A 15,558-nucleotide genomic window follows, 5' to 3' on the forward strand; every position below is an offset into this window, starting at 1 on the left:
ACCGATGCCAAGGGGGGCGCCCCGGCTTCGCGCCGCTTCGTGCAGATTATATATGGCATTCGCCGCGACTTCACGCCATTCAGGGAAAGAGGGGACGTCGCGGGGCGAACATCCGCCAACGGGGACAAGATGGGAACAATCGTGGCCGAGCGCCTGAAAAAGACGGTCGTGCTGGTCGGAATGATGGGGGCGGGCAAGACGGCGGTCGGCACCGCGCTGGCGCGGCTTCTGGGTGTGCCGTTCTGCGATTCCGATGAAGAAATCGTGAAGGCCGCACAGCGCAGCATCGCCGAGATCTTTGAGCGCGATGGCGAACCGTTCTTCCGCGCCCGGGAATCGCAGGTTCTGGCGCGGCTGGTCAACGGCCCGCCCTGCATCCTGTCTACCGGCGGCGGCGCCTTCCTCTCGGCCCAGAACCGCGAGATTGTGGGTGCGGCAGGCATCTCGGTCTGGCTGCGGGCCGATCTGGAATTGCTGTGGAGCCGGGTGCGCCACAAGACGACCCGCCCGCTGCTGCGCACCGCCAATCCCAAGGAAACGCTGCGCGACCTCTACGCCGCGCGCGTGCCGCTTTATGGTCTGGCCGATCTGGCGGTGGATGCCGCGCCCGAATTGTCGATCGACGACATGGCGCATCGCGTGCTGGAGGCGTTGCGCGGCCGCGACGATGTGCTGGAAAGGATCTGAGAGGATGAACGGTTTGGATGTGGTGCCGGTCGCACTGGGCGCGCGGTCCTATGAGGTGCGCATCGGGCGCGGGCTGATCGGCCGGGCGGGGGCCGAGATCGCGCCGCTGTTGCGCCGCAAGCGCGTGGCGATCGTCACCGATGAAACCGTCGCCGCGCATCATCTGGCCGCGCTGGAGGCCGCACTGGCCGCCGAGGGCATCGCCTGCACCAGCCTTGCGCTGCCACCGGGCGAGGCGACGAAAGGCTGGCCGCAATTCGCCCGCTGCGTGGAATGGTTGCTGGAGCAAAAGGTCGAACGGCGCGATGTGGTGGTGGCCTTTGGCGGCGGGGTGATCGGCGATCTGGTCGGTTTTGCCGCATCCGTGCTGCGCCGGGGTGTGCGCTTCGTGCAGATCCCCACCACGCTCCTGGCCCAGGTGGACAGTTCTGTCGGCGGCAAGACCGGCATCAATACCGCGCAGGGCAAGAACCTGGTCGGCGCCTTTCACCAGCCCAGCCTGGTTCTGGCCGATATCGACGCGCTTGACACCCTCGCGCCGCGCGATTTTCTGGCCGGCTATGGCGAGGTGGTGAAATATGGCCTGCTGGGGGATGCCGATTTCTTTGACTGGCTGGAGGTGAACGGCCCGGCCCTCGCCGCCGATCCGGCGCGGCGCCAGCGTGCCGTGCGCCGCTCGGTCGAGATGAAGGCCGAGATCGTTGCCCGCGACGAGACCGAGGAAGGCGACCGCGCGCTGCTCAATCTGGGGCATACCTTCTGTCATGCGCTGGAAAAGGCCACCGGCTATTCCGACCGGCTCTTGCATGGCGAGGGCGTGGCGATCGGCTGCGCGCTGGCCTTTGAACTGAGCCAACGGCTTGGCCTGTGCAGCCAGGAGGCGCCAAGCCGTGTGCGCGCCCATCTGCGCGCCATGGGGATGAAGGTCGATCTGGCCGATATTCCGGGTGATCTGCCCGATGCGGCGGGGCTGCTCGCGCTGATGGGGCAGGACAAGAAGGTGGTTGATGGCCGCCTGCGTTTCATCCTGGCGCGCGGGATCGGCGCCGCCTTCGTGGCCGATGACGTACCGGGCGAGGCGGTGACCGCCGTGCTGACCGAGGCGCTGCACCGCCGCTGAAGCGGCGGTGGCTCTTGCGGATAGGGCCGGATCACCGAAGGACGAGACAGGCGCGGCCTGTCGCTACAGCGGAAAGGCCCAGAGGATCACCGGGATGCCGACCGCCGCGACGACGATCTCCAGCGGCAGGCCAAGCCGCCAGTAATCGCCAAAGCGAAAGCCGCCGGGGCCCAGGATCAGCGTGTTGTTCTGATGCCCGATGGGCGTGAGGAAGGAACAGGAGGCGCCGACCGCGACCGCCATCAGAAAGGCGTCGGGGTTGACGCCAAGCGCCCCTGCGGCGCCTATGGCGATCGGGCACATCACCGCCGCGGTGGCGGCATTGTTCATCACATCCGACAGCGTCATCGTCACCACCAGAATGAGCCCGAGCGCCAGCACCGCATGGCCGCGCGCGACATGGGTCATCAGCGCCTCGGCGATCAGGGCGGCGGTGCCCGATGTCTCCATCGCGCGGGCGACCGGCATCATCGCCGCCAGCAGCACGATCACCGACCAGTCGATGCTGTGATAGACCTCGGACAGCGGCAGGATGCGCGTCAGCATCACCGCCAGCATCCCGCCGGCAAAGGCGATGGCCGGCGGCGCAAGGCCCATGGCGGCGGCGGCCACCGCGCAGCCCATGATGGCGGCGGCCAGCAGCGCCTGTTTCGGGTCGGGCAGGCGCAGGTCGCGTGCGGCCAGCGGCACGAAACCCGCCGTCTGCGCAAAGGCCGACAGCGCCTCGGCCGCGCCTTGCAGCAAGAGCGTGTCGCCCGCCCGGAACCGCCAGGCCCGCAGCCGCGTCGCGGCCCGCGTGCCTGACCGGCCGACCGCCAGCAGGTTGATGCCATGGCGCGTGCGCAGCGACAGGTCGGTCGGCGTCGATCCGGCGATGCCGCTGTCGGGGCGCACCACATATTCGCGCAGCACGATTTCGTCGCTGCGTTCGGCGCGGGGCGTGTCCTCGCGCTGCGCGAGTTTCAGGCCCAGCGGCCGCACCACCTCGATCAGCGCCGAAAGGTCGGCCTCCAGCACGAGGATGTCGCCTTGCTGCACCCGGCGCGACGGGCGCGGCGCCGAAAGAAAGGCGCCGCCACGTTCCAGTGCCACCACCTGACCGCCGGCCTCGGCCAGCGCGGCCTCGATCTCGGCCAGGGTGGCGCCGATGGCGGGGGCGCCCTCGGGCACGGTCAGTTCGGCCATATAGGCGCCGGGATCGAATTCGTCGCCGCCGCTGCCCGACCGGCCCGGCACCAGGCGCCAGCCCGCCAGCACGATGAAGACCAGCCCCGCCAGCGTCACGGCCAGACCCGCAGGGGTAAAGTCGAACATCTCGAAGGGCTGGCCGGCCTCGCGGCCGCGAAAGCCCGCGACGATCAGGTTCGGCGGCGTGCCGATCAGCGTGACCGTGCCGCCCAGCACCGTGGCAAAGGCCAGCGGCATCAGCACCTGGCCCGGCATCAGCCCGACCCGCGTCGCCGCCTGAAGCGCCACCGGCATCAGCAAGGCCAGCGCCCCCACATTGTTCATGAAGGCCGACAGAAAGGCCCCCAGCCCGCACAGCGCCGCCAGCGTCAGCACCGCGCCGCCCCGCGCCGGCAGCACATGCCGCGCCAGCCAGTCCACCGCGCCGCTGACCTGAAGCGCCCGGCTCAGCACCAGCACGCAGGCGACCGTGATCACCGCGGGATCGGCGAAGCCGGCAAAGGCCTCGCGCGCCGGCACCAGCCCGACCGCCACCGCGGCCAGCAGGGCCGACAGCGCCACCACGTCATGCCTGAGCCGCCCGGACAGGAACAGCAACACCGTCGCACCGATCAACAGAAGGGTCAGGCCCTGATCCTGGGTCATCGCGTCCGCTCTCAGGCCTCCAGCTCGATCCAGACCGGCACATGGTCCGAGGGTTTCTCTCCGGCGCGCTCGGCCTTGTCGATGCCGCTGCCCGTCAGCAGGTCGGCCGCCTGGGGCGACAGCAGCAGATGGTCAATGCGGATGCCGTTGTTCCGTTCCCAGGCGCCGGCCTGATAATCCCAGAAGGTATACACCCCCGGCTGCGGGTGCTGCGCCCGGATCGCCTCGGTATAGCCGAGGTTCAGGATCCGCCGGAACGCGGCGCGGCTTTGCGGCAGGAACAGCGCGTCGCGGGTCCAGGTTTCGGGGCGGGCGGCGTCTTCGGGCTGGGGGATGATGTTGTAATCGCCCGCCAGCACCACCGGCTCTTCGGTCGCCAGCAGATCGGCGGCGCGCGCGCGCATCCGCTCCATCCAGGCCAGCTTGTAGCCGTATTTGCCGCTGGCCTCGGGCTGATCGGCGGCGTCGAAGGTGACGGGGTTGCCGTTGGGCAGATAAAGCCCGCACAGCCGCACCGCGCGGCTTTCGCCGATCACCGTCGCTTCGATCCAGCGGGCCTGTTCGTCGCTCTCGTCGCCGGGCAGGCCGCGCCTCACATCCTCCAGCGGCAGGCGCGACAGGATCGCCACGCCGTTAAAGCCTTTCTGCCCATGGGTTTCCACGCGCCAGCCCAGATCCTCGAACAGGGCGCGGGGAAAGGCCTCGTCCACCGACTTGATTTCCTGCAAGGCCACGACATCGGGCCGCGCGTGATCGAGCCAGCGGGGCAGGGCCTCCAGTCGCGCCTTGATGCCGTTGATGTTGAAGGTTGCGATCTTCATGCCGGTGCCCTTTTCCCGCCGCTGACCCCCTCTATCGCCCGCGCCCTGCTATATCGCAAGGCTTTCGCGGTTTGGGGGCGAGAACCGCCGTGTTAACACATTGTTAATACTTGCGAATCAATCTTGCCGCGTCTCCCTGTGGACAATTTACCCGCTCCGGTGCGGTGGATAACTCGGTCGGGGCGCAGTATTCTGAATGCCGCCATATGGTTAATGGCCCCCGGCTGTGTGGACAAGTCGGCGCGCAACCTGTGGATGCAATTTTGTTTGAAAAAACAATCATTTGGCGCAACCGTGAGAGGACAATCCTGCTCAATTACGGAGATCCCATCATGAGCGCACTGCGGAAAATCCAAGCCGAAACCACGCTGGAGACCATCGCCGACATGTCGATGGGCCTCGCGGCCGATCTGATGCCCTGCTCGAATGTCGAGGGCACCGAGATGATCCTGGGCGGCGCGACCGCGCTGATGCCCTGCTCCAACGTGGAGACCGGCGTCGCCGCCGACCTGATGCCCTGCTCCAACATCGAAACCGGCGACATGACCGCAGGTGCCGGCGTGGCGCTGATGCCCTGCTCGAACTGAGCGGAACGCGACCCCCGTTTCCCGTGCCGCCCGGCCGGGAACGGGGGCTCCCCGTCGTGACGGCCGGGCCAGAGTTGCGTCCCGGCGCCACATGCACGGGACGGGGAGGGTGACATGTCCAATGTGGTTTCCTTTGCAAGCCTTGCGCGGGCGCCGCGCGTAGCGGGGCAGGCTGTGCCGCAGGCCAACGGGGCCGGGGCGCTGCTGGCCGTTTTCGCCCATCACCGCCGCCGTCAGGGCGATGCCTGGTGGCTGAAGGAAAATGCCGAACTCCTGATGATCCTTGCCGCACTCGGGCGCAAGCCGGGCGATCTGGGCCTGGCGGCCTATCAGCCGTTTTACGAGGGCGCGGCCGAGATGGTGACTTTTCACCCGCAATATTACCGGCTGATCCTCGGCGTGGTGACCGCGCTCGAATCGCTGGGCTATCCCGGCGATCTGGGGCCGCGCCTGGCGCAATGGATCGCCGCCGAGGGCTGGATCGAGAGCGAGGTGAACGACCTGCAACGCGCCGAGGTGCGGCATCTGCTGGCGCGCAATGGCGTGACGCTGGACTGCCCGGGGCTGGATCAGCGGCTGATCGGCTTTCTGTCGCGGCCCGCCAGTTTTGCCCTGCCCAATCCGCGCGCGGCCTATGATCTGCTGCATGTGGTGTTCTACCTGTCCGATTACGGCCGGCGCCTGATCGACCTGCCCGAAGCCGCGATCGAAAGCCTGCTGATGCTGGGTTGCCTCGCGCATCTGGAACAGAATGGCGATCTCTTGGGCGAGGTGCTGCTGGCGCTGCATTATGCGGGTCAGGCGCTGCCGCCGCTCTGGCGCGATCATCTGCGCGCCGAGACCGCGGCCTTTCGGGTGGAAACCGTGCCCTGCCGCGATTCTTCGGACGCTTACCACAATTTTCTTGTCAATCAGTGGTTGATGGGCACTATGGGGGAAAGTGCTTTTCAGGATATTCCTTCGGCAGGTGCCATGAGCTTTCGCCTTACCCGCCCCGTTATCGCACCACTGCTGGAGTGGTCGCAGGCCCTCAAGGGCCTTGGCGCGCAGCGAAGCGGCGACTGGCCGGAGATGCGCGTGGCCTGCGCGCCGCAACTCTCCGATCAGGCACTGGCAGTGGCCGATGCGGGGGCGGCGGGGTCGCCCTTGTTCGACCGCTTCTTCACCAGTTTTGCGCGCGCCGCCGGACCGGCCGCGCCGCCGCTGCGCCGGAAGCTCGCATGACGCTGCCGCAGCCCCGCACCGCGCTGAAGCTCAGCGCCCTGCTCGGGGCCGCGCTGACCATTGTGAATACGCTGGTGGGCGTTTCGACCGATGCCCTGGCCAAGGGGCTGGTGGCGCATCATGCCGCGCCGCAACTGATGGCGCTGTCGGCCAGCCTTGCGGTGGTGATCGGGCTGGGCGCCGTGGCAGGCGGGCAGGGGCGCCGCATCCTTGCGACCGCGACGCCGCGCCGGGTGGCGCTGCGCTCGACGCTGGCCGCGTTCAGCACGATCGGGTTCTTTCTGGCGCTGCGCGATCTGCCCTTCGTGCAGATGTTCCTTTTCATGGGGTTGATGCCCATCCTGGGCGCGCTGCTGTCGGGGCTGATCCTGCGGGAAAGGCTGCGCCCGGGCATCTGGGCGGCTTTGGCGCTTGGCTTTGGCGGCATGGTGCTGATGGTGCCGGGCGGGCTGACGGGCCTGGGCCCGGGCCATGGCTGGGGGTTTTTCGCCACGCTGTGCGGCGCGGGATCCATCGTGCTGTCGCGCGGCATCTGCCGCAGCCATACCCATGCCTTCGCGCAGGTTTTCTACGCGCAACTGGCCTGTGCCACGCTGGGCCTCGTGCTGCTGCCCTGGTATTGGCAGCCGATGACCGCGGCCGATCTGGGGTTGCTCGGGCTCTATACGCTCTGCCTGCTGACGACGCGCTGGCTCATGGTGGTGATCGTGCGGCTGCTGCCGGCCTATGTCGCCATGCAGATCGCCAATATCCAGTTCGTCTGGATGGTGCTGGTCGGCGAAACCGTATTCGGCGAGACGACGGCGCTTGCCACCTGGGCGGGCTCCGCGCTGATCATCGCTGCCGGGGTCTGGCTGGTGCTGGCGCAGCGCAGCCCCGCCCCGCCGGTCGCGGCCGCGCCAGTGCCGGCCGAGTGACCGGCGCCGGATTTCAGACCGAAAAAGACGTGCCGCAGCCGCAACTGGTGGTCGCATTCGGGTTTTCGATGACGAAGCGCGCGCCGATCAGTTCCTCGGTGAAGTCGATCACCGCGTTTTGCAGAAAGGGCAGCGAGACCGGATCGACCAGCACCTGCTGGCCGTCCTTTTCCAGAATCAGGTCATCGGCAGCGGCATCGTCCAGCCGGATGTCATATTGAAAGCCCGAACAGCCGCCGCCCTCTACCGCGACACGCAGCGCCTTGCGGGCGCCGGTCAGTTCGGCGATTTCGGCCAGACGGGCAAAGGCGCGGTCGGTCACGCGGGGTTGTGCGGCATCGGGGGGAAGATGCAGGTCGATCATCGGATTTTCCTTAGCCTTCATGGGCTTTTCCCCATATAGGGAAGCCAGCCTTTTGAAACAAGTTCCGATGACCCAGACCTTCGCTCCCTTTGCCTGCCAGCCCGACGCCTCGCGCGGGCGGCGCCATGCCGAAATCATGTCCACCTTCCGCTCGCCCTTTCAGCGCGACCGCGACCGGATCATCCATTCCTCGGCCTTTCGCCGGTTGAAACACAAGACGCAGGTCTTCATCGAACATGAGGGCGATTACTATCGCACCCGCCTGACCCATTCGATCGAGGTGGCGCAGGTGGCGCGCACCATCTCGGGCGTGCTGGGGCTGAACAGCGATCTGGCGGAATGTATCGCGCTGGCGCATGATCTGGGGCACACCCCCTTTGGCCATACCGGCGAGGATGCGCTGGCGCGGCTGATGGAACCCTATGGCGGTTTCGATCACAACGCGCAGGCCCTGCGGATCGTCACCCGGCTGGAGCGGCACTATGCGGGCTTTGACGGGCTGAACCTGACCTGGGAAAGCCTGGAGGGCATCGCCAAGCATAACGGGCCGGTCACCGGCCCCAATGCCGATGCCAAACATGCCGGCCCCTTGCCCTATGCCCTGGCCGAGGTGAATGGCGACTGGGATCTGGAACTGGACACCCATGCCAGCGCCGAGGCCCAGGTGGCCGCCATCGCCGATGACGTGGCCTATAGCCATCACGACCTGCATGACGGTCTGCGCTCGGGCCTGTTCACCGAGGAAGACCTGATGGAGCTTCCGGTCACCGCGCCCGCCTTCGAGGAGGTGGACCGCCTCTATCCCGGGCTGGAAAAGATGCGTCGCCGCCACGAGGCGCTGCGCCGCGTCTTCGGCCGCATGGTCGAGGACGTGATCCATGTCGCCCAGAACCGGCTGGAGGCCGCGCAGCCGAAATCGGTTGATGACATCCGGCATATGGGCATGACGATCATCCGCTTTTCCAAGCCGCTCTATCAGGAACTCAAGGCGGTGCGCAGCTTCCTGTTCCACCGGATGTATCGCGCGCCCTCGGTGGTGAAGATGCGGGCCGAGGTGACGGCGATGCTGGATGATCTGTTCCCGCTCTTTCTCAGTCGCCCCGAACTGCTGCCCGAGGAATGGCGCGCCGATATCGAGGCGGCGACGGACGAGACGCAACTGGCGCGCATCGTCGCCGATTACGTCGCCGGCATGACAGACCGCTTTGCGATCCAGGAACATGGACGTTTGATCGGCTGATCCGTTGCTCGCGGGGGCTGTCTGCCCCCGCACCCCCGAGGATATTTTTGAACAGATGAAGGGGAAGGGCGCGTTTCTTGCCCCTCATCTGTTTCAAAATATCCTCAGGGGGTGAATTGAGCCGTGAGGCTCAAGAGGGGGCGCGAGCGCCCCCTGCCGGTCTCACCGCCGCGCGGCGGTGAACCAGATCGCGGCGAGGATCACCGAGGCGATCACGTTCCAGCCAGCCATGGAGATGCCCATCAGGCTCCAGGCGATGGCGTCGCAGCGCACCACCTGCGCCACATCGACCGCCGGGTTCAGCAAGTCGCTGGCGCTGATGCCGCTGATCGAGCCGGCGGTGCAGGATTGCAGCCCCGCCCACCAGCCCTGTTCCACGCCGACATGGAACACACCGATCCCGGCCGAGGTCAGCGCGGCCAGCCCCCCCAGCACCGCCAGCCCGCGTGCACCGAATGTGACGGCCACCACCCCGATCAGCACCGCCGCGAGATGCGGCCAGCGTTGCCAGATGCACAATTGGCAGGGCGCCAGCCCACCGAGATACTGAAAGGCCAGCGCGCCGAGCAGCAGTCCCGCCGATCCGGCGGCGGCGATGGCGATTTGCAGGCGTTGCGGGGTGGGCAGGGATGTCGTCACAGGAATTTCACCGCATAGAAGCCGCCGAGCAGGAGCGCCACGGCAAGTGTGAACATAAGGCCAAGGCGGCGTTCGATAAAGTCACGGATCGGTGCGCCGAATTTCCACAGCAGCGCCGCCAGCACGAAAAAGCGCAGGCCGCGTGCCACGATGCTGGCCAGCATGAAGACCGGCAGCGACAGGCCCGTCGCCCCCGACAGGATGGTGATCACCTTGTAGGGAAAGGGGGTCACGCCGGCGATCAGCACCGCCCATGCGCCCCAGTCGTTATAGGTCTGGCGGAAGGTGTCGAACTCGGCCGCCATGCCGTAGAAATCCAGCACCGGCTGGCCGACCGCGTCGAACAGGAAGGCGCCGATCAGATAGCCGGCCAGCCCGCCCAGCACAGAGGCGAGGGTGGCGATGCCGGCCAGCACGAAGGCCCGGCCGGGGCGCGCGACGATCATCGGGATCAGCAGGATATCGGGCGGGATCGGAAAGACCGAGCTTTCGACAAAGGCCACGACCGCCAGTGCCCATGTGGCGTGGCGATGCGACGCCAGCGACAGCGTCCAGTCATACAGCGCGCGGATCATCGCTTCTCCTTGGGGATTGCGGCACCGGCTTGCCGCAGGAATGTCGCGCCGTCAAGCAGCGGTGCGGGGCGTGAAGCGGGCTTTTCGCCGGGGCCAAGCCTGCGCTATGCTGCGCCAAACAGGGTGAGGGTCACAGGTCATGGAATGGCGCGGACGCCGGGGCAGCCGGAACATCGAGGATCGTCGCGGGCAGGGTGTGGGGCGCGGCGGAGTCGCCGTGGGCGGCGTGGGGGCGCTGGTCCTCTTGCTGATCGGGGCCTATTTCGGCGTCGATGTCTCGCCCATGCTGGACGGCGGCGCCCCCAGCCCGGGCAAGACCGAACTGACCCACGCCGATCAGGAGGCGGCGCAATTCGTCTCGGTCGTGCTGGCCGATACCGAGGAGGTCTGGGCCACCGTCTTTCCCGATCAGGTGGGCAAGCCCTACAAGGCGCCGGTGCTGGTTCTGTATTCCGGGGTCACGCAATCGGCCTGTGGCGGGGCGAGCGGGGCGACGGGGCCGTTCTATTGCCCGGGCGACCGCAAGGTCTATCTCGATACCGATTTCTTTGGCACCATGTCGCGCGAACTGGGGGCGCGGGGCGATTTCGCCGCCGCCTATGTGGTGGCGCATGAGGTGGCCCATGGCGTGCAGGATCAGCTGGGCATCCTGAGCAAGGCCAATCAGGTGCGCGCGCAATCGTCCGAGGCCGACAGCAACGCCATTTCGGTGCGGATCGAATTGCAGGCCGATTGCCTGTCGGGCATCTGGGCGCGCGGCGCCGAGGAGATGTTCGGCAGTCTGCATGCCGGCGATGTCGAAGAGGCGGTGAATGCCGCGCATCGTATCGGCGACGATACCTTGCAGCGCAATGCGGGCCGTGTGCCGATGCCGCATACCTTTACCCATGGCACGTCGGAGCAGCGCGCACGCTGGTTCGTGCGCGGCTATGAAAGCGGCGACATGGGGCAATGCGATACCTTCGCGGCGCGCCAGCTCTGACACGCTTCGCCGGTTGACGCCCGCCCGGCGGCGGGCTAAATCCGGCCCTGTGCCCGAGTGGCGGAACGGTAGACGCAGGGGATTCAAAATCCTCCGCCGCAAGGTGTGTGAGTTCGAATCTCACCTCGGGCACCACTTTCCGCAAGAATGACAAAATCATGGCCGCCCCGCCGGAGTTGTGCGGGGCTTGGCGTCTTGATTCGGCCTTTATCAACCTTTCCAGTATGTTGACCGTCGCGCTGATGGCGCCGGTCCGCGATTCCCGTGGGGATTGGTGCCCCCGCGCGAACGCCCGTCTCGAAATGCGGCGAAAATGTCCTACAGGGTTAACGGCGGCGTGGGCCGAGCGACCAGGCGGGTTTGCGGAAACAATCCGATGGGTTTTGCCGTTGCCGGGCCGCAGACCTGCACCTTTGTTGCAAAGTCGGAAACAATGCCGCCCATACCCCCCGCTTTTCCGACGCCTCTGGGGCGGCCAAACCGGGCAGAACTGGGGCAAAGGGGGAATTTGCCGTATTTTTTGCACTTTTCGTAAAGGATAACAAAAGGTATCAAGAAGGGGTCTTGCTGGGAAAGACATCTGGCCGTGGGGGCGGTCTCAAATGGTGTGTGGCGTCTTTGGGCGCAGGAGTATGGTTAAGGCTGCCAAGGGACCGGGTGCTGCGCCCGGTTTACAGAAACGATGATTTCCCGCGTCCGCTTCGGCGGTTCTGGCACTTTTCCCTGATCTACCACATCGCGCGACCTGGCCTTCTGGGCGCAGGGCCTTTGCACAAGGCCGCGCCGGTCAACGCCCTTTCGGGGGCACATGAACGGTTGGACGGGCCACGGCCCTGCTGGGATGAGGAAGATCAATATGCCGGTTTTCGCGCTGTACAACTTGGATGATGCAGGCAGCACCGTTCAGGATGCCGCGCTTGGCAATGGCGCGCAGAACGGCGTTTACCTGAATGGCGCGGGGTCGAATGGCACCCAGGCCGTGCTGGATGGCACGGATGACCTGGTGAAGATCTGGCCGTCCGAGACGTTCCAGCTGGATCGCGGCACGCTGGAGGTGCAGTTCACCTCCTCGACCACGCCGCAGACCGAAGTGCAGACCATTCTGGCGCGCGACAGCATCGGCGACCATGCCGGCGGCTACAGCATCGAGCTGCTGCCCGACGGGTCGCTGCTGATCACCCATGAAACCGAAGGCGGCAGCGTCACCTACTCGACCGGCGCGGGCTTCATGTCGCCGGGCGACGAGGTCAACCTGTCCTATTCCTGGGATGTCGCCAATGGCGGCCATCTGGTGATCGAGAACCTGACCGACGCGACCAGCTTCAACGCCGAAACGCCGGCAGGGCTGACCATGGATCAGGGCGATATCAGCCAGCCCTGGACCGTCGGCGCCGGGCAGAACACCTCGGCCCCCGATCTGCTGAACAATATCGACCAGCATTTCGCCGGGTCGTTCGAATATTTCTCGCTTTCAGATACGGTGGACAATTTCGGCGGGCCCGATGGCATCGTGCGCGGCACCGAGGGCGGCGATCTGATCGACCTGACCTATGTCGATCCGACCGATGGCGACCGGATCGACGCGAATGACGCGCTGATCCCGGGCGATGCGCCCAATGACGACCGCGTGGTCGCGGGCGGTGGCGATGATACTATCCTGGCCAATCTGGGCGATGACACGGTGGATGCCGGCGCGGGCAATGACCAGGTCGATGGCGGCGACGGCAATGACCTCTTGGAAGGCGGCGCCGGCGACGACACGCTGTATGGTGGCGCGGGCGATGACACGCTGCTGGGCGGCGATGGCAATGACGTGGTTGATGGCGTCACCGGCAATGAGCTGATCGACACCCGCAATTCCGGCGACGAAGGCTCGCCCGACCGTGCCTTCCCGGGGCTTTACCCCGCCGATGGCAACCCCGATGACGACCGCGATCTGGTGCGCGCGGGCGCCGGGGCCGACACGATCATGACCGGCGACGACGCCGATACGATCCATGCCGGCGGCGGCAATGACCTGATCTATGCCGGCGTCGATGCCGACAGCGTGACCGCGGCCGGCGGCGACGATACCGTCTATGCGGGCGAGGGCAGCGATACCGTGACCGGCGATCTGGGCGATGACCTGATCTATGGCGGCACGGGCGACACGGCCTCCGATCCCACCCATCTGACCGATGACACCGACCCCGACCCGGACAATAACCGGGACGCGCTTTATGGCGGCCTGGGCGATGACACGATCTATGGCGAGGATGACGACGACACCATCTATGGTGGCCAGGACAATGACCTGATCTTTGGCGGGATCGACGAGGATCTGGTCTATGGCGGCGAAGGCAATGACACGCTGCATGGCGATGCAGGGGCCGATACGCTGATCGGGGGCTACGACCGCGATCTGTTCATCGGTGGCAATGTCGGCGATTTCGTGGACGGGTCGGAAACCGGCGACGATTACGATACGCTCGACCTGCGCGGCTCGGGTCCGCTGTCGATCGTCTATGATGCCGACAATGCCGAAAACGGCACCGTCACCTTCTATGATGCCGATGGCGCGGCGACCGGCACCATGCGCTTTGTGAATATCGAGAATGTCATCACCGACCCGCCGGTCCGCGATGGCTGGGTCGATGGCACCGGCGGCGGCGATCTGATCGACACCGGCTATACCGGCGACCCCGATGGTGACCGGATCGACGCCAATGACGCGATCCTGCCCGGCGATGCCCCGAATGACGACCGCGTGCGCGCGGGCGACGGCGATGATACCGTGCGGTCTGGCGCGGGCGACGATCTGGTCTATGGCGGCGCCGGCAATGACGATGTCGATGGCGGCGAGCGCGATGACAGCCTGCTGGGCGAGGGCGGCAATGACACGCTGACTGGCGGGCAGGGCAGCGATCTGGTCGATGGCGGCGATGGCAATGACGTGATCGACACCGCCGGCGGCGGCGCCTATCCCATGCCCGACATGGGCTATCCGGGGCTTTATCCCGCCGACAGCGACCCGACCGACGATCTGGACACTGTCTATGGCGGCGCGGGCGATGACACGATCCGCACCGGCGACGATGCCGACCTGATCGACGGCGGCACCGGCAATGACCTGATCGACGGCGGCATCGACGCCGACACCATCACCGCGGGCGATGGCAACGACACCGTCATCGGCGGCGAGGGGTCGGATCTGATCGACCTCGGCGCGGGCGACGATCTGGTCTATGGCGGGCTGGATCCCAGCTTCCCCGACGAGCTGAACGTGCCCGACGCCACCGATCTGCGGCCCGACAATGGCCGCGACACCATCGACGGCGGCGCCGGCAATGACACCATCTTCGGGATGGATGACGATGACAGCCTGAGGGGCGGCGACGGCAATGATCTGATCGACGGCGGTATCGACGAGGATACGATCCTGGGCGATGCCGGCAATGACACGATCATCGGCGGCGACGGGGCCGACAACATGGCGGGCGGCGATGACCGCGACACCTTCCTTGTCTCGGAGGCGGGTCAGGGCATCGGCGATGTGATCGACGGCAATGAGGGCGGCGACGATTACGACACGCTCGACCTGCGCGGTGCCGGCCCGCTGCACATCACCTATGACCCGGACAATGTCGAAAACGGCGTGGTCGATTTCCTCGACGGCGACGGCAATGTCACCGGCTCGCTCACCTTCACCAATATCGAGAACGTCATCCCCTGCTTCACCCCCGGCACGATGATCGCCACCCCGCGCGGCGAGATCCCGGTCGAGGAACTGAAGGCCGGCGATCGCGTCATCACCCGTGACAACGGCATCCAGCAGATCCGCTGGGTGGGCCAGAAATCGCTGAGCTGGGCGGATCTCTCGCTCAACCCGCATCTCAAGCCGATCCTGATCCGTCAGGGCAGCCTGGGCAATGGCCTGCCGGAACGCGACATGATGGTCAGCCCCAATCACCGCGTGCTGGTGGCCAATGACCGCACCGCGCTCTATTTCGACGAACATGAGGTGCTGGTCGCGGCCAAGCATCTGGTGGCCGGGCGTGGCGTGCATGAGGTGGACAGCATGGGCACCGCCTATATCCACTTCATGTTCGATCGCCACGAGGTCGTGCTGTCGAACGGCGCCTGGACCGAAAGCTTCCAACCCGGCGACTATACGCTCAAGGGCATGGGCAATGCGCAGCGCAACGAGATCTTCGAACTGTTCCCCGATCTCAAGACCGAACAGGGCCGCGACGATTATGCGGCGGCGCGTCGCACACTGAAAAAGCACGAAGCGCGGCTTTTGCTGAAATAAGGTTTATGCAGCGAGGGCCGGTTCGCCGGCCCCTGAAAGGCCCCCCGCGTGGGGGCCTTTTGTCATGCAATTCAGGCGATTGCGCCATGTTTTTGCCATGAAGTGCCACTTGTGCCGCCAAGGCTCCACAGCGGCCCCACGAAATCAACACAATTGAAAACGACATGATTGCTTAAGGCTTTGTCCCGATTTTGGGGCAGGTCCAGATGTGGATATCAGTAGCATGACGTTTTTCGCTGCCGCAGCATTGACAGGTGTCAAGGCGCCCCGGGCATCAG

13 protein-coding genes and 1 tRNA gene are annotated in these 15,558 nt (G+C 66.2%); 9 read left to right on the plus strand and 5 right to left on the minus strand.

The genetic code is table 11. The features are described 5' to 3' along the window. Nucleotides 1-141: 141 nt before the first annotated feature. Nucleotides 142-687 carry a shikimate kinase gene (locus FOA17_RS13980; RefSeq protein ID WP_238991842.1) on the plus strand — a complete coding sequence of 182 codons (546 nt, stop codon included), beginning with the start codon at nt 142-144 and terminating at the stop codon, nt 685-687. Between the two features lie 4 nt (nt 688-691). After that, nucleotides 692-1,807, plus strand: a complete 1,116-nt coding sequence (gene aroB, locus FOA17_RS13985; protein ID WP_149142125.1) for a 3-dehydroquinate synthase — start codon at nt 692-694, stop codon at nt 1,805-1,807. Nucleotides 1,808-1,870: 63 nt separating this feature from the next. Here aroB and FOA17_RS13990 read toward each other — a convergent pair whose 3' ends face one another. Beyond that, nucleotides 1,871-3,640 carry an SLC13 family permease gene (locus tag FOA17_RS13990; protein ID WP_149142126.1) on the minus strand — a complete coding sequence of 590 codons (1,770 nt, stop codon included), beginning with the start codon at nt 3,638-3,640 and terminating at the stop codon, nt 1,871-1,873. An 11-nt stretch (nt 3,641-3,651) separates the two neighbouring features. Further along, complete coding sequence (xth, locus tag FOA17_RS13995; RefSeq protein WP_149142127.1) at nt 3,652-4,461, minus strand: exodeoxyribonuclease III; 810 nt, start codon at nt 4,459-4,461, stop codon at nt 3,652-3,654. A 332-nt stretch (nt 4,462-4,793) separates the two neighbouring features. Here xth and FOA17_RS14000 point away from each other — a divergent pair, with 332 nt between their 5' ends. The 3 genes from FOA17_RS14000 to FOA17_RS14010 all read left to right on the plus strand — a co-directional run bounded on the left by FOA17_RS14000 (nt 4,794) and on the right by FOA17_RS14010 (nt 7,189). Continuing rightward, complete coding sequence (locus tag FOA17_RS14000) at nt 4,794-5,048, plus strand: hypothetical protein (protein WP_149142128.1); 255 nt, start codon at nt 4,794-4,796, stop codon at nt 5,046-5,048. A 114-nt stretch (nt 5,049-5,162) separates the two neighbouring features. Then, nucleotides 5,163-6,272 carry a DUF6902 family protein gene (locus FOA17_RS14005; protein WP_149142129.1) on the plus strand — a complete coding sequence of 370 codons (1,110 nt, stop codon included), beginning with the start codon at nt 5,163-5,165 and terminating at the stop codon, nt 6,270-6,272. Continuing rightward, nucleotides 6,269-7,189: a DMT family transporter gene (locus tag FOA17_RS14010; protein ID WP_149142130.1), complete on the plus strand. Its 921-nt coding sequence runs from the start codon at nt 6,269-6,271 to the stop codon at nt 7,187-7,189. Before FOA17_RS14005 ends, FOA17_RS14010 begins: the two co-directional genes overlap by 4 nt. Before the next feature lie 13 nt (nt 7,190-7,202). Here FOA17_RS14010 and erpA read toward each other — a convergent pair whose 3' ends face one another. Continuing rightward, nucleotides 7,203-7,553 carry an iron-sulfur cluster insertion protein ErpA gene (gene erpA, locus FOA17_RS14015; protein WP_149142397.1) on the minus strand — a complete coding sequence of 117 codons (351 nt, stop codon included), beginning with the start codon at nt 7,551-7,553 and terminating at the stop codon, nt 7,203-7,205. 67 nt (nt 7,554-7,620) lie between these two features. Between erpA and FOA17_RS14020 the strand changes: the two genes are divergently transcribed. Continuing rightward, nucleotides 7,621-8,793 (plus strand): deoxyguanosinetriphosphate triphosphohydrolase, encoded by a 1,173-nt coding sequence (locus FOA17_RS14020; RefSeq protein WP_149142131.1) that lies wholly within the window; start codon nt 7,621-7,623, stop codon nt 8,791-8,793. Between the two features lie 162 nt (nt 8,794-8,955). On the opposite strand, the gene FOA17_RS14025 is transcribed toward FOA17_RS14020, so the two are convergent. Both FOA17_RS14025 and FOA17_RS14030 read right to left on the minus strand, forming a co-directional pair. Beyond that, nucleotides 8,956-9,432, minus strand: a complete 477-nt coding sequence (locus tag FOA17_RS14025; RefSeq protein ID WP_238991825.1) for a disulfide bond formation protein B — start codon at nt 9,430-9,432, stop codon at nt 8,956-8,958. Then, complete coding sequence (locus FOA17_RS14030; protein WP_149142132.1) at nt 9,429-10,007, minus strand: YqaA family protein; 579 nt, start codon at nt 10,005-10,007, stop codon at nt 9,429-9,431. Before FOA17_RS14030 ends, FOA17_RS14025 begins: the two co-directional genes overlap by 4 nt. Nucleotides 10,008-10,146: 139 nt before the next feature. On the opposite strand from FOA17_RS14030, the gene ypfJ reads away from it, so the two are divergent. The 3 genes from ypfJ to FOA17_RS14045 all read left to right on the plus strand — a co-directional run bounded on the left by ypfJ (nt 10,147) and on the right by FOA17_RS14045 (nt 15,280). Continuing rightward, nucleotides 10,147-10,989 carry a KPN_02809 family neutral zinc metallopeptidase gene (gene ypfJ, locus FOA17_RS14035; protein WP_149142133.1) on the plus strand — a complete coding sequence of 281 codons (843 nt, stop codon included), beginning with the start codon at nt 10,147-10,149 and terminating at the stop codon, nt 10,987-10,989. Nucleotides 10,990-11,040: 51 nt separating this feature from the next. Beyond that, nucleotides 11,041-11,124: transfer RNA gene (locus FOA17_RS14040), tRNA-Leu, on the plus strand. 721 nt (nt 11,125-11,845) lie between these two features. Continuing rightward, nucleotides 11,846-15,280 carry a Hint domain-containing protein gene (locus FOA17_RS14045; protein ID WP_162528266.1) on the plus strand — a complete coding sequence of 1,145 codons (3,435 nt, stop codon included), beginning with the start codon at nt 11,846-11,848 and terminating at the stop codon, nt 15,278-15,280. The last annotated feature ends 278 nt before the right edge of the window (nt 15,281-15,558 follow it).

Origin of the sequence: Gemmobacter caeruleus, from assembly GCF_008271655.1 — a bacterium.
Lineage (GTDB): Bacteria > Pseudomonadota > Alphaproteobacteria > Rhodobacterales > Rhodobacteraceae > Gemmobacter > Gemmobacter caeruleus.